General features: G+C 64.9%; 14 protein-coding genes. 3 read left to right on the top strand and 11 right to left on the bottom strand.

Translation table 11 applies throughout. From position 1 onward, the window contains the following. Positions 1 to 264: 264 nt before the first annotated feature. Complete coding sequence (locus HS053_RS07190; protein ID WP_174210552.1) at positions 265 to 1,545, top strand: DUF3422 family protein; 1,281 nt, start codon at positions 265 to 267, stop codon at positions 1,543 to 1,545. Between the two features lie 48 nt (positions 1,546 to 1,593). On the opposite strand, the gene HS053_RS07185 is transcribed toward HS053_RS07190, so the two are convergent. The 9 genes from HS053_RS07185 to epmA form a co-directional block, all read right to left on the bottom strand. Continuing rightward, a complete protein-coding gene (locus HS053_RS07185) occupies positions 1,594 to 2,931 on the bottom strand; it encodes a glutamine synthetase family protein (RefSeq protein WP_174210551.1) in 1,338 nt (445 codons plus the stop codon). Between the two features lie 147 nt (positions 2,932 to 3,078). Further along, positions 3,079 to 3,906 (bottom strand): ABC transporter permease, encoded by an 828-nt coding sequence (locus HS053_RS07180; protein ID WP_174210866.1) that lies wholly within the window; start codon positions 3,904 to 3,906, stop codon positions 3,079 to 3,081. Between the two features lie 2 nt (positions 3,907 to 3,908). Continuing rightward, positions 3,909 to 4,790, bottom strand: coding sequence for an ABC transporter permease (locus tag HS053_RS07175; RefSeq protein ID WP_174210550.1), 882 nt, complete (start codon positions 4,788 to 4,790; stop codon positions 3,909 to 3,911). Between the two features lie 77 nt (positions 4,791 to 4,867). Then, the gene (locus HS053_RS07170; RefSeq protein ID WP_174210549.1) at positions 4,868 to 5,629 is read right to left on the bottom strand and encodes a transporter substrate-binding domain-containing protein; all 762 of its coding nucleotides are present in this window, start codon (positions 5,627 to 5,629) and stop codon (positions 4,868 to 4,870) included. A gap of 36 nt (positions 5,630 to 5,665) precedes the next feature. Next, entirely contained in the window at positions 5,666 to 6,442 is a 777-nt protein-coding gene (locus tag HS053_RS07165; RefSeq protein WP_174210548.1) for an ATP-binding cassette domain-containing protein, read from the bottom strand. 123 nt (positions 6,443 to 6,565) lie between these two features. Further along, a complete protein-coding gene (locus HS053_RS07160) occupies positions 6,566 to 7,324 on the bottom strand; it encodes a phosphate/phosphite/phosphonate ABC transporter substrate-binding protein (RefSeq protein WP_174210547.1) in 759 nt (252 codons plus the stop codon). Next, the gene (locus HS053_RS07155) at positions 7,321 to 7,758 is read right to left on the bottom strand and encodes a tellurite resistance TerB family protein (RefSeq protein WP_174210546.1); all 438 of its coding nucleotides are present in this window, start codon (positions 7,756 to 7,758) and stop codon (positions 7,321 to 7,323) included. Before HS053_RS07155 ends, HS053_RS07160 begins: the two co-directional genes overlap by 4 nt. 144 nt (positions 7,759 to 7,902) lie before the next feature. After that, positions 7,903 to 8,679 (bottom strand): 23S rRNA (adenine(2030)-N(6))-methyltransferase RlmJ, encoded by a 777-nt coding sequence (locus HS053_RS07150; protein WP_174210545.1) that lies wholly within the window; start codon positions 8,677 to 8,679, stop codon positions 7,903 to 7,905. 77 nt (positions 8,680 to 8,756) lie between these two features. After that, positions 8,757 to 9,812, bottom strand: coding sequence for an EF-P lysine aminoacylase EpmA (gene epmA / locus HS053_RS07145; RefSeq protein WP_458358882.1), 1,056 nt, complete (start codon positions 9,810 to 9,812; stop codon positions 8,757 to 8,759). Positions 9,813 to 9,907: 95 nt separating this feature from the next. Here epmA and efp point away from each other — a divergent pair, with 95 nt between their 5' ends. Together efp and HS053_RS07135 are read left to right on the top strand one after the other, a co-directional pair. After that, complete coding sequence (gene efp / locus HS053_RS07140; protein ID WP_174210544.1) at positions 9,908 to 10,474, top strand: elongation factor P; 567 nt, start codon at positions 9,908 to 9,910, stop codon at positions 10,472 to 10,474. Between the two features lie 122 nt (positions 10,475 to 10,596). After that, entirely contained in the window at positions 10,597 to 10,890 is a 294-nt protein-coding gene (locus HS053_RS07135; protein WP_174210543.1) for a putative quinol monooxygenase, read from the top strand. 67 nt (positions 10,891 to 10,957) lie between these two features. Here the strand turns inward: HS053_RS07135 and HS053_RS07130 are convergent, their stop codons facing one another. Continuing rightward, the gene (locus tag HS053_RS07130) at positions 10,958 to 11,437 is read right to left on the bottom strand and encodes a hypothetical protein (RefSeq protein WP_174210542.1); all 480 of its coding nucleotides are present in this window, start codon (positions 11,435 to 11,437) and stop codon (positions 10,958 to 10,960) included. 41 nt (positions 11,438 to 11,478) lie between these two features. After that, positions 11,479 to 12,258, bottom strand: coding sequence for a hypothetical protein (locus tag HS053_RS07125; protein WP_174210541.1), 780 nt, complete (start codon positions 12,256 to 12,258; stop codon positions 11,479 to 11,481). Between the last annotated feature and the right edge of the window lie 224 nt (positions 12,259 to 12,482).

Raw genomic sequence — 12,482 nt, 5'->3', positions numbered from 1 at the left:
GGAGAGAGAGGCCGCTTACAAGGAACTCGAGAAGCGCGGCGAAACATGTAAGCGCACCAGTGCAGGCGTTGTGGTGGTTGTTCTTTGATTGAACGAGATGCTTGTTGTCGTTCATGATTTTGGCCCCGGAGGAAACTTCGGGGCCTTTTGCACCTTGGGGTGTTGCCATCCGGCCAGTATGCGTTGGCATGCCGACAAAGCCATGGATTTGCAGGAAAATCCCGTCTAAGGCGCGAAAATGCCCCGACGCTTGCGGAACTGACAATGCCCCCGATCGCTGACCATCCCCTGCGCTATGCCTTGGTGAACGAGCTGCACGCGCGCCCCTTTCCGGCGCTGACGGCACCCTGCATGGCGGCCTATGTCGCCATAAAGGAACCGCAAGAGGCGCAGAACCGCGACCGGGGCGCGGACCGGGCGCATCTGCTGGCCATCCTTGACCGTCACGGCTCGGCCCATCCACAGCCGGGGGCGACGCATTTCTCCGGCCCCCTTGGGCGGGCGGAACTGAAATGGGAAAGCCATACCGAATTCGTGACCTATTCGGCCTTTACCCCCGGTCTGTCGGCCCGCGCCTTTGACCCGATGGAGGCCGATGTCTTTCCCGAAGACTGGCTGGCCACGGCGCCGGGGCGGCGGCTGGTTTCGCTGCTGATCCGGGTCGAGATGCTGCCCGAGGATGAAACGCTGGTGCAGGCGCGGGTCGAGGATTGGTTCGTCGCCGAAAGCCTCGCGCTGGCGCGGGTGGTCGATGGTTCGGCCATCGTCGCGGGGGATTTCCGCATTGATGCGGCGGGGCACATGCGTTTTGCGGTCTTCGTGCGGCCCGGCACCGGCAAGCGGCGGATCGGCCGCATCGTGCAGCGCCTGTGCGAGATTGAAACCTATCGCGCCATGTCGATGCTGGGCCTTGCCCGGGCGCGCGGGCTGACCGAGCGGCTGAACGCGCTGGACCCGCGGCTGTCGGCGCTGGTCTCGGGGCTGGATCAGGACCGCCCGGCAGAGGCGGCGCTGCACGAACTCCTGACGATTTCGGCGGAACTGGAAAGCCTTGCGGTGCAGCACAGTTTCCGCTTCGGCGCGACCGGCGCCTATGAGGCGATCGTGACCGGCCGCATCGCCGCCCTGCGCGAAGAACGGGTCAGCGGCCGTCAGACCTTTGCCGAATTCATGGCCCGGCGCTATGATCCGGCCATGCGCACGGTGAAATCGGCCGAGGCGCGGCTGACCCAGATGGCGGAACGTGCCGAACGCGCCGCCGAACTCTTGCGCACCCGCGTCGATGTGGACCGTTCGGCGCAGAACCAGAAGCTCTTGGAAAGCATGGACCGCCGCGCCGACCTTGCCCTGCGGCTGCAACACACGGTCGAAGGGCTGTCGGTGGTGGCGATCAGCTATTACGCGGTCAGTCTTGCCGGTTATGTCGCCTATCCACTGACCGAGGCGGCGCATGTTTCCAAGGGGGTTGCGCTGGCGGTGCTGACGCCCGTCGTGATGCTGGCGGTCTGGCTGGGCCTGCGCCGCATCCGCAAATCGGTGCATTGAACGGTTTGCGTGGAGAGCGGGGGGCCTTATGGCCCCGCCGCCGGTTCCTTATACGGTGTCGAGGTAAAGCTCGACCCGTTCCTGTTCCGTCAGCTCGCCGATGTAATGCAGCTCTTGCCGCTTGGTCGAGATCAGGTTCTTGATCAGCTCGGGATGCAGAAAGCGCGGCACAATGGCGCTGCCTTCCAGCGCGTCGATGGCATGTTCCCAATTGTCGGGGATCTGCGGCAGATCATCCAGCGCATAGGCATTGCCGACGATGGGCGGCGGCGGGTCCATCTCGTTCTCGATCCCGTCCAGCGCCGCGCCCAGAATGGCCGCCAGCATCAGATAAGGGTTCACGTCGCCCCCCGCCACCCGATGCTCGATCCGCCGGGCCGAGGGCGAGCCTGCGGGAATGCGGATTGCCGTCGTGCGGTTCTCATAGCCCCAGGCGATCGAGGTCGGGGCGTGCTTGCCCGGGACCAGCCGTTCATAGCTGTTCTGATGCGGCGCAAAGATCAGCGCGGAATCATGCATCGCATTCAGGCACCCCGCTACCGCCTGCCGCAGCATGGCGGTGCCCTTCGGTCCGCCCGAGTCAAAGACGTTGTTGCCCTTTTCGTCGATCAGGCTGAAATGGGTGTGCAGCCCCGAGCCGGAATATTCCGGGTAAGGCTTGGCCATAAAGCTGGCGGCAAAGCCGTGGCGCCGGGCCAGACCCTTGACCAGCATCTTGAAGAGCCAGGCATCATCGGCGGCGCGCAGCGGGTCGTCGCAATGCATCAGGTTCACTTCGAACTGACCCAAGCCGGTTTCCGAGGTGGTGGTGTCGGCGGGAATGTCCATTGCCTCGCAGGCGTCGTAGAGGTCGGTGAAGAAGGTGTCGAAGGCGTCCAGTGCCCGGATCGACAGGGTTTCCGCCGCCTTGCGCCGCTTGCCCGAACGGGGGCTTGCGGGCACCTGCATGGTCTTGCCCGAGTCGTCGATCAGGAAGAACTCCAGCTCCATCGCGCAGACCGGGGTCAGGCCGCGGGCCTTGAACCGCTCGACCACCGTGCGCAGCGCCTGCCGCGGGTCGCCTTCATAGGGCGTGCCGTTCTCGCGGAACATCCAGATCGGCAACAGCGCCGTCGGCGCCTCAAGCCAGGGCATCGGCATGAAGCCGCGTTCGGTGGGTTTCAGAACGCCATCCTGATCGCCCTGTTCAAACACCAGCGGGCTGTCGTCGATATCCTCGCCCCAGATGTCGAGGTTCAGAACCGAGAAGGGGAAGCGGGTTCCGTCCTTCACCACCTTGTCGGCAAAGCGGGCCGGCACCCGTTTGCCCCGCGCCTGTCCGTTGAGATCCGCCGCCGCAACCCGGATGGTGCGGACGTCGGGATGCTTTCTAAGCCAGTCTTTCATCATGTTCACTTGAGACCGGGCACGATACCGCCCGCGCCAGATCCCGATGATCCGGCAGGCAGGTTACGGATCATGCCCTTGATCCTTTCCCTGTTTGTCGATCCGGCGGGCCGGTCAGGCCCACCTAATTTGATCAAATTAAGCCTACTACCGGATCACCTGAGGACGCAAGCGAATTCTGCTCTTCTGGTTTTGCGGCAGATAGCGGTTCAGGTGGCGGTTGATCCGGCCAAAGAGCAATGTCACCAGCAGCGTCAGCAGGATGAAGTAAAACCCGACGATCGGATAGGGGATGAACGGGTTGAAGGTCTTGTCGGCGAAGTAATTGGCATAATAAAGCGCATCGCCCTGTTGCGAGAAGGCCGGAAAGCCCGAAAAGAACACCAGCGTCGTGGCGTGGAACAGGAAGATCGCCTCATTGGTATAGGCGGGCCAGCCCAGCCGCAGCATGGTCGGCCACTGGATGCGGCGGAACTTCTGCCAGCCGGTGATGCCATAGGCTTCGGCCGCCTCCAGATCGCCCTTGGGGATCGAGCGCAGCGCGCCATAGAAGATTTCCGCCGAATAGGCCGAGGTGTTCAGGAACAGCACGAACAGCGCACCGGCCCAGGCCCGGGTGGTCCATGCGGTCTGCACCGTCAGCCCGAAAATCTCGATCCCGGCGCGCGGCAGCATCACCAGCGCCTCATAGGCCAGGAAGAACTGGATGAAAAGCGGCGAGCCGCGGAAGACGAAGATGAACCATTCCGCAGGTTTGCGCGTCCATGGGCTGCGGCTGGCCTTGGCCAGTGCCAACGCATTGGCCAGAAAGAAGCCGAAGGCCAGCGCCAGAACCCCGAAATAGATGTTCCACAAAAGGCCCGAGCCGATCAGCGTGAACTGTTGGCAAACGGTGAAATCGGTGCGCGGCAACAGCTTTTCGCCGATCCCCAGCGAGCGCAGGCCATAAGCCTGAACGGTTTCCCAGCAGGTCATGCTCATGCTGCGGCCTTTCGCATTGCTTCACCGGCCGCCGTGGCCTGCCCCTTGGACAGCCGCGCCGAAAGGCGGGTCAGAACTACCTCGGACAGGCGCGTCATCACCAGATAGAACACCATCAGGCCAAGGAAATAGATCAACCGCCAGTCGCCATGCGGGTATTCATAGGCTTGGGTTTTCGATCCGCCCAGTTCGCGGGCGTAATAGACGATATCCTCGACCCCCAGCAGGAACAGAAGCGGCGTGGCCTTGATCAGGATCATCCACAGGTTCGACAGGCCGGGCAGGGCATAGACCCACATCTGCGGCACCAGAATCCGGCGGAACACCTGTCCGTGGCTCATGCCATAGGCTTCGGCGGTTTCAAGCTGCGCCCGGGGCACCGCCTGCATTGCACCGAACAGCACATTGGCCGTGAAGGCGCCGAAGACGATGGCAAAGGTCACCACGGCCAGCATGAAGCCATAGGCATTGTGCCAGAACTCGCTGGAGGTGCCGAGCGGCACCTTGGCCTCCTGACAGACGCGGAATTCCAGCCCCTGCCAGGGCGAAGGCGTGCCGGGCGGGCAGACGGCAAGGTATTTGATATATTCGATGCCCTGATCCAGCGCGATCACGAAGAACAGGAAGAACACGATGTCGGGCACGCCGCGCACCATGGCGATATAGGTCTTGCCGAAGATCCGGGCGGGCGCGAAGGGCGAACGCGCCGCCGTGGCGCCGCCAAAGCCAAAGAGCAGCGCCGCCGGCGCCGTGATGGCCAACAGCAGCAGCACCGTCCCGAAGGACCAGTAAAAGGCAAGGTGCTTGCCGGAGGTCAGATAGCAAAAGGCCCAGGTCAGGCCCTCGATCGACTTGGGATCGGCGCAGGCAGACAGCATCGGCCCCCCGGAGGTTCAGGATGATGGAAAAAGGGGCGGCGCGGAGGGCGCCACCCCGGTTCAGTCAGGCAAGGGCCTCAGCAGCCTTCCTTGCCCGCATCGCCCCAGGTCTTGGCGTCGGGGCCGAAATATTCCGGCTTGGTGATCATCGCATCCAGCGTGCCGTCGCATTTCATCGACTTGATCGCAGCATCGAACTTGCCGCGCAGATCGTCGTCGCTGTCGCGGAAGCCAAGGCCCACGCCGCCGCCGATCGACTCTTCGCGGGCCAGCAGCACCATGGCGCCCGCCGATTCCGCCGCCATCGGCACCAGATAGTCCTTGTCGGCCAGAACAGCCACCGCTTCGCCGTTCTTCACGGCGGCGACGGTTTCTTCGGGCGTGGCATATTCCACCAGCGTCATGCCGTTTTCGGCCACGAACGACGCCTGAATGGTGCCGGTCTGCGCCGCGACCGGCCCCGACATCAGGTCGGTATCGGCCGACATCGCCAGATAGGCCGAGGTGGCGGGCGGCAGATAGCCTTGCGAGAAGTCGATGACCTGCTCACGCTCTTCGGTGATCGACATGCCGGCGATGATCACATCGTAGTTGCCCGATTGCAGGTTCGGGATGATGCTGTCCCATTCATTGGTGACCCAGGAGCAGGTCAGGCCGGCGCGCTTGCAGATCTCGTCGCCGAACTCCCGCTCAAAGCCCGCGACTTCGCCGGCGTCATTGATGAAGTTGTAGGGAGGATAGGCGCCCTCGGTGCCCAGACGCACGACATCCTGGGCGAAAGCGGCGCCCGAAAGCCCGGCCAGCCCGGTCAATGCGGTGGCAAGAAGCAGTTTTTTCATTGGTAGTCCCCTGTCAGGTGGTTGGTTTCTTGTGGTTCACGCCGTGGCGGACAGAAAGCCGCGCAGGCGGTCGGTCTTGGGATTGCCGAACAATTCGGCAGGCGGGCCTTCTTCTTCGATCCGGCCCTGATGCAGAAAGACGACATGGTCCGAGCAATCGGCGGCCAGCTTCATGTCATGGGTGACCAGAAGCATCGTGCGCCCCTCGTCGGCCAGCGCCTTGATGACGCGGACCACCTCTTGTTCCAGCTCGGGGTCAAGCGCCGAGGTCGGTTCATCGAACAGAAGGGCGCGAGGTTCCATGCAGAGCGCGCGGGCGATGGCGGCGCGCTGTTGCTGACCGCCCGAAAGCTGCGCCGGCCAGGCATCGGCTTTGTCGCCGATGCCGACCTTGGCCAGATACATCCGCGCCTTTTCCTCGACCTCTTTCGGGTCACGCTTCAGCACCGTCACCGGCGCCTCCATCACATTCTGCAGAATCGTCAGATGCGACCAGAGGTTGAATTGCTGGAACACCATCGACAGATTGGTGCGGATGCGGGTGACCTGCGCGCGGTCCGAAGGGTGACGGTGCAGGCCCTGTCCCTTCCAATGCACAGCCTCGCCCTCAAACCGGATTTCGCCTTGCTGGCTGTCTTCCAGAAGGTTGCAACAGCGCAGCAGCGTGGATTTGCCCGAGCCGGAAGATCCGATCAGCGACACGACATGGCCGCGCGGCGCGGTCAGATCGACGCCCTTCAGCACCTCAAGCTGGCCATAGCTTTTGTGCAGGTCGCGGATGGCGATGACGGGGGTCTCAGCAGGTTCGGTCACGGGCGGCCTTGGGTTTGGACTATTCGATCAAATAGGACGCAGAAATGGTGGCTTTGCAACGGGCATTGTGATGGGCGTTGCGGCAGGTGGCGCGCATTTGGTCAATGGCCGCCTGCAAACTGGTCAGTGAAGCCCCTCGGGCGCAGGCGGGGTCGGCACCGCCAGATAGGCTTCGGGCGCGATTCGGATCAGGCCGCGCAGTTGCAGTGTCTCGCGGTCCGCGGGCGACAGCGCGGCGATGGCTTCGGCCGCCGCGTCAAAGGTCGCAGCGGCATCGGCCCCCGCTGCTGCAATATAGGGCAGGCCGGGGGTGGGGTCCGTCACCGCGACCACCCGCAACGCCGCTGCGGCGGGCTCCCACCGGCGCAGCATTTCCCATGTCACGGCATCGAGCGCCGCCAGATCGGCCCGCCCCTCGGCCACCGCCAGCGCTGAAAGCCGGTGCCCGCCGGTGCAAAGCCCGGGGCGCAGGCGCAGGCCAAGCGCCGCCGCGTGATTCTGCGGCGCGGCCCAGCCCGATTGCGACAAGCCCTCATTATAGGCCAGCGGCAGCCCATCGAAATCGGCCAGCGCGCGGGGATCGTCGGTGCGCGTCACGAAGACCGAACGGTAATGGCCGGGCGGACACCCCTCGACCCCGTAATCGGGCGTGCCGATCAGCGTGACCCGGCCATGCAGCCGCGCGCGATAGGGAAAGCCGCAGGTCTGCGACAGCACGAGGTCAGGCGCCTGCCAGGCGGGCCAATAGGCGCCTTCGCCGCGGGTCAGCGCCTCGGGCGCGGCGATGCCGCGGGCGCGCAGCCCGTCGCGGATGCCAGCCCAGAGCCTGTCATTGGCCGCAGCCGTCTCGGCCCGGTCATACATGCCCAAGGAGGCGATCATTCCTGCATGGCCCGCGCCCGGGCCTGCGCCGATTCGACATCCGTCAGCCCCAGAAGATTGACCAGAAGCCGGATCTGCTGATCCTCCTCGGCATCGCGGCTGCCATCGGCCAGCGCCACCGCCCACATCGCCTGCACCAGTGCCGCGCGGTCCTCGAGCGGCACCGCCGCCTTGAGCGCGCGGGTAAAGCGCACCGTGTCGGGCGCCTCGGATTCCAGTGTCTCGGCATCGCTGCGCAGCCGGGCCGCCTCGAAGGGCGACAGGCCATGGCGGCGGGCGACGGTGGTTTCGATCCGCTCCACCTCTTCGGCGGCATAAAGCCCGTCGGATCGCGCGATGCGCACCAGAAGGGCGGCCAGCGCGAGACGGGCATCCGGCTCGGGCAGGCGGGCGGGGGCGGGGGCCAGAAGGCCGCGGAGGAGATCGGCGAACATGGGGGCAGGATAGGCGAGCGCCGCGGCGGCGCCAAGCCACGATCCGATGGTCGAAAGGGCCGGTCGCCTTGGGCCGCGGCGGGGGACTTTGCGTCCCCCGTGCCCCCTGCAGGATATTTGGGCCAAGATGAAAGCAGGGTGTGGTCAGAGCTTTGCGAAAAGGGCTTTCAGCCGGGCGGCTTCGTCGGCCAGACCCCAGGGCGGGTTGACCACGAACATGCCGCTGCCCACCATCCGGTGGCCGTCGCGGGCAGGGGGGAAGCTCAATTCCTGCCGGAAGCCTTCGGGGAAGGCCGCTTGCAGCGCGGCCAGCATCGGTTTGTGCGCGCCCGAGGTCAGGATCGGATACCAGAGCGCAAGGATGCCCACGTTCCATTTGCGGGCGATCTGGCCCATGACGCGGGGGATCTGGTCATAATCGGATTTCACCTCATAGGCCGGGTCGATCAGCATGAGGCCGCGGCGCGGTGTGGGCGGTGTGATGGCCAGCGCCATCTCAAGCCCGTCGCGTTTCTGGACATGGGCGCCCCAGCCCGCCATCGTGGCGGTCAGAGCGGCATGTTCCTGCGGGTGCAATTCGGCCAGATGCAGCGCGTCGCCTTCGCGCAGGCCGATGGCCGCGACAAGGGGGGAGCCGGGATAGGCGGTGGCGCCAAAACGCGCCCGCACCGCCTCGACCGCCTGACGATAGGGATGGGCGGGGGGGAAATGCGGCAGGGCAAGGGTGACACCCGCCGCCGCCTCGCCGGTCTTCAGTGCCGCCTCATCGGCAAGGTCATAGAGGCCGCGCCCGGCATGGGTTTCGATATAGCTGAGGGGTTTGTCCTTTTGCGTCAGATAGTCGAGCATGAAGGCCAGCAGGGCGTGCTTCTGCACATCGGCAAGGTTTCCGGCGTGATAGGCATGTTGGTAAGACAGCATGGTGAAAACCTTCGGGGGGTGCGTAGGATGGGCAATCTGCCCATCCCTGGGGCGCGAGGATGGGCAGATTGCCCATCCTACGGGACGGGGGCCCAGATCACATCATCAATCCGCGGGGCGCCGGTGGCCAGCATCACCAGCCGGTCAAACCCCAGCGCGATGCCCGAGGCTGCGGGCATCTGCGCCAGCGCGGCAAGGAAATCTTCGTCCACCGGGTAACGCTCGCCGTAAAGGCGTGCCTTTTCATCCATCTCGGCCTGAAAGCGGCGGCGCTGTTCTTCGGGGTTGGTCAGCTCGCCAAAGCCGTTGGCAAGCTCGACCCCGCAGGCATAGACCTCAAACCGCTCGGCCAAGCGCGGGTCGTCGGGGGTGCGGCGGGCAAGCGCCGCCTCGGCCGCCGGATAGCGGTCAAGGATCGTCACCCGGCCGTGGCCCAGATGCGGCTCTACCCGTTCCACCAGCACCCGTGCCAGCAGGTCCGACCATGTATCGCCCGGGCGCACGGTGATGCCGGCGGCGGTCACGTGCACCGCCAGCGCCTCGCGGTCGGTGCTGCCATCGGGCCCGATGCTGGCCAGAAGGTCGATCCCGGCATGGGTGGCAAAGGCTTCGGCCACCGAAAGCCGTTCGGCTTCGGCGAAGGGATCGCAGAGCCGGTCGCGGAAGCGCAACTGCGCCGCGCCGGTCACCTGCGCCGCCAGCCGCAGGAAGTCCATCGTATCGGACATCAGCGCGGTGTAATCGGCCCCCGTCCGATACCATTCCAGCATGGTGAATTCGGGCGAATGCAGCGCGCCCCGCTCGCGGTTGCGCCAAACATGGGCAAAGGCGGCAATCCGGGTTTCGCCCGCCGCCAGCAGTTTCTTCATCGCAAATTCGGGCGAGGTGTGCAGGTACAGCCGCCGCGCCTGCCCGTCATTGCCGATGGCATCGGTGGCGAAGGCGTGCAGATGCGTCTCGTTCCCGGGCGAGACCTGCATCGCCGCCGGGTCCACCTCGGTAAAGCCCTCTTCCGCCAGCCAGCCGCGAATCTCGGCCTGAATCCGGTTGCGGGCCAGCAGCACGGGGCGGCGGTCGGCGTGGTGGGCGGTGTCCCACCAAGGGGTCGGCAGCGGGGTCTGTGTCATGTTCATGCCTTTCGGCTGGAAATCGGGCGCAAGATGCGCTAGGCGCGCATCCAAGTCGCGTCCCTTAGGGCGCCCTCTGCCAAACCACAAGGATATCCGCCGTGAAAGTCATCGCCTCCTCGCTCCGCAAGGGCAATGTCGTCGAGATGGAGGGCCGCCTTTACGTCGTCCTCTCGGCCTCGAACTTCCACCCCGGCAAGGGCACGCCGACCACCTCGGTCGATATGCGCCGCATCTCGGACGGGGTGAAGGTCTCGGAACGCTGGCGCACCACCGAAATGGTGGAAAAGGCCACGGTGGACGAGCGGGAATACGGCTTTCTCTATGAAGACGGCGAAGGCTATCACTTTATGAACCCCGAAACCTATGAACAGATTGCCGTGTCGCCCGATGTGGTCGGCGATGACAAGGTGTTCCTGGAAGACGGGATCAAGGTTTACCTGCGCACCTTCGAAGGCGTGGCGATTGCGATGGAACTGCCGCAAAAGGTGGTGGTGGAAATCACCGAGACCGAGCCGGTGACCAAGGGGCAGACCGCCTCGTCGTCCTACAAACCCGCGATCTGCTCGAACGGCATCCGGGTTCTGGTGCCGCCGCATATCGGCGCGGGCACCCGCATCGTGATTAACACCGAGGATTATTCCTACGTCGAACGCGCCAAGGACTGATCTGCGGCTGACATGCCTCTGCCCCCGGTGTCCTCACGGATGCCGGGGGTTTTCATTTGGCGACGGCGGCGGGATTTTCGGCTATCATGGCGCGGTCCGATGTCGGACCAAGGGGGGATGCCATGACTGCCATGAATGTCGTGCATATGCGGGTCAAGCCGGGGATGGAAGCCGAGTATATCCGCATCCATGAAGAGATGCCGCCGATTGCCGGGGCGCGCAGCTTTTCGCTGGTGAAATCGGGCGAGCGCAGTTTCATCGTCGTGGCCGAATGGGACTCGATGGCGACCATGGCCGCCGCCCGCCCGGCGATGATTGCTAACCTCGACAAGCTGCGCCCGATCCTCGAAGACCTCGGCGGCGGCCGCGGCGTGACCGAGCCCTGGTCGGGCGAGATCGTGCTGCGGATGGGGTGAAGCGGTTTGCTTCCAATCTGCTCCAGAGTGGACGCAACCCAAGACAGGCAATCCGCTGCGGAACGCTTTAGCCGCGCCCGCAGGCGGCGCCATCGACTTTGACCTGGCCCTTGGGCCGATACTCGGCCAGCGCCGTTTTGGCCGCGAGGGTGATGAGGCAGCGCAATTCATCCTCGCGGTCGGGATTGGGGGTTTGCAGCACCGCGCGGGCGCCGAAGACCGGCGTGCCGTCATAGGGCAGCACGGTTTCGCCCGGCGAAATGCCCACCGTCACCGAAATGGTGTAAAGCCAGATCCGCCCCCCGGCACTCTCCACCCAGCGGCCCACGTCGCTGTCGGTCACGATGTTCACCACCAGATCGGCGCCCGGCCCGTTCTGCGGCCGCATCGGCGACCCCGCCAACGCGCGGGCCAGCGGCGGGATCAGATACTCGCCATAGCCCGAGGCCATCTGCGACGAGGACATTTCGATGATATAGGACTTGCCCGCCAGCGGATCGGCCAGGGCGGGCAGGGGGAGGAGGGCGAGAAGGGCAAAAAGGCGCATGAAGCCTCCGGGTTGCAGGGGCGTCTGACCGGCACCCTGCATCAAAGCCGCATCCGGGGCAGTTCGGTCATCATCCAGTTCCAGACCCCCTCGCTGCCGCGCCGTTCCTGCTCGGGCGTGACCTCGGTTGCCATGGCATATTCATAGACCGCCGAGGCCGCCCGGCTGGCGATCCATGCCTGCGGCGTCGGCACATTGCCAACGGCCCGCAGCACGCCGCGGATCGAATTGTCGCCTTCGCTGATCCGGCCGCCGCCAGCGGTCGCGGCACTTGCGCCCCAGGGCGTGCCGCCCATGCCGCCATGGGTGGTCAGAAACTCTTTCGGCGTCACCCAATCCACCCCGCGCGCCGCCAGCAGGCCACAATTGCCAAAGCTCTGCCGCGAGCCGGAATTCGCCTGCCGTATCGCATGGCGGCAATAGCGCACATTTGACGGAACCGTCTCGGTCCGCTCGACCGTATAGGAGCGGTCCACGGCATCGAACAATAGCAGCCCCTGCACCGGAATGCCCCTGTCGTTCAACTGTTGACAGGCTTCGATCACCGCGGCCCCACCCCGGCTGTAGCCCGCCATGAAGATGCGCGGCGTGTTCGGGCCGCGGATCTTGTTGGTGCGGTAATGATGCTCGGCCCGCCCGGCGGCCCAGCTTGCCAGCCTGCCGGTCTCCGACCCGGTCAGGGTCGGCCCCCGCTCATACTCGCTGACGCCAAAGCTCTTGTTGCGAAGCTGGTTGACATAGCTGTTGCGGAAAGCCGTGGCATATTCGGCATTCGAGTCCGGCCCGGTGCCGTCCACGCCCACATAGATATCGAAATACATGATGCGAACCTTGCAGAGAATATCCTGCAATCAGAACCAGTTCGCTGAGTCGGGTCAAGGGTGGATGGGGGAGGTGCATCGGGCGTGGCAGGGAACGCCGAAATCGACCAAAAGTAGTTCTTGCCGAATTGCCCGTCTGACGTGCAGGGCTCTGTTGCACAAATCCCGTGAGGGATTCATCTCGTGAATCCAGCGTGGTAGCCGGCGTGCATGAGCAGACCCAT

This window comes from Tabrizicola fusiformis (assembly GCF_013328815.1).
Taxonomy (GTDB): Bacteria; Pseudomonadota; Alphaproteobacteria; order Rhodobacterales; family Rhodobacteraceae; genus Fuscibacter.
Note: the sequence above shows the minus strand (reverse complement) of the source record. Positions and strands in the feature narration are given on the sequence as shown.

Excerpts from the sequence above, each read along its gene's own strand:
- HS053_RS07190 (WP_174210552.1), top strand. The coding sequence starts at position 265 with ATGCCCCCGATCGCTGACCATCCCCTGCGCTATGCCTTGGTGAACGAG.
- HS053_RS07185 (WP_174210551.1), bottom strand. The coding sequence starts at position 2,931 with ATGAAAGACTGGCTTAGAAAGCATCCCGACGTCCGCACCATCCGGGTT.
- HS053_RS07180 (WP_174210866.1), bottom strand. The coding sequence starts at position 3,906 with ATGACCTGCTGGGAAACCGTTCAGGCTTATGGCCTGCGCTCGCTGGGG.
- HS053_RS07175 (WP_174210550.1), bottom strand. The coding sequence starts at position 4,790 with ATGCTGTCTGCCTGCGCCGATCCCAAGTCGATCGAGGGCCTGACCTGG.
- HS053_RS07170 (WP_174210549.1), bottom strand. The coding sequence starts at position 5,629 with ATGAAAAAACTGCTTCTTGCCACCGCATTGACCGGGCTGGCCGGGCTT.
- HS053_RS07160 (WP_174210547.1), bottom strand. The coding sequence starts at position 7,324 with ATGATCGCCTCCTTGGGCATGTATGACCGGGCCGAGACGGCTGCGGCC.
- HS053_RS07155 (WP_174210546.1), bottom strand. The coding sequence starts at position 7,758 with ATGTTCGCCGATCTCCTCCGCGGCCTTCTGGCCCCCGCCCCCGCCCGC.
- HS053_RS07150 (WP_174210545.1), bottom strand. The coding sequence starts at position 8,679 with ATGCTGTCTTACCAACATGCCTATCACGCCGGAAACCTTGCCGATGTG.
- epmA (WP_458358882.1), bottom strand. The coding sequence starts at position 9,812 with ATGAACATGACACAGACCCCGCTGCCGACCCCTTGGTGGGACACCGCC.
- HS053_RS07135 (WP_174210543.1), top strand. The coding sequence starts at position 10,597 with ATGACTGCCATGAATGTCGTGCATATGCGGGTCAAGCCGGGGATGGAA.
- HS053_RS07130 (WP_174210542.1), bottom strand. The coding sequence starts at position 11,437 with ATGCGCCTTTTTGCCCTTCTCGCCCTCCTCCCCCTGCCCGCCCTGGCC.
- HS053_RS07125 (WP_174210541.1), bottom strand. The coding sequence starts at position 12,258 with ATGTATTTCGATATCTATGTGGGCGTGGACGGCACCGGGCCGGACTCG.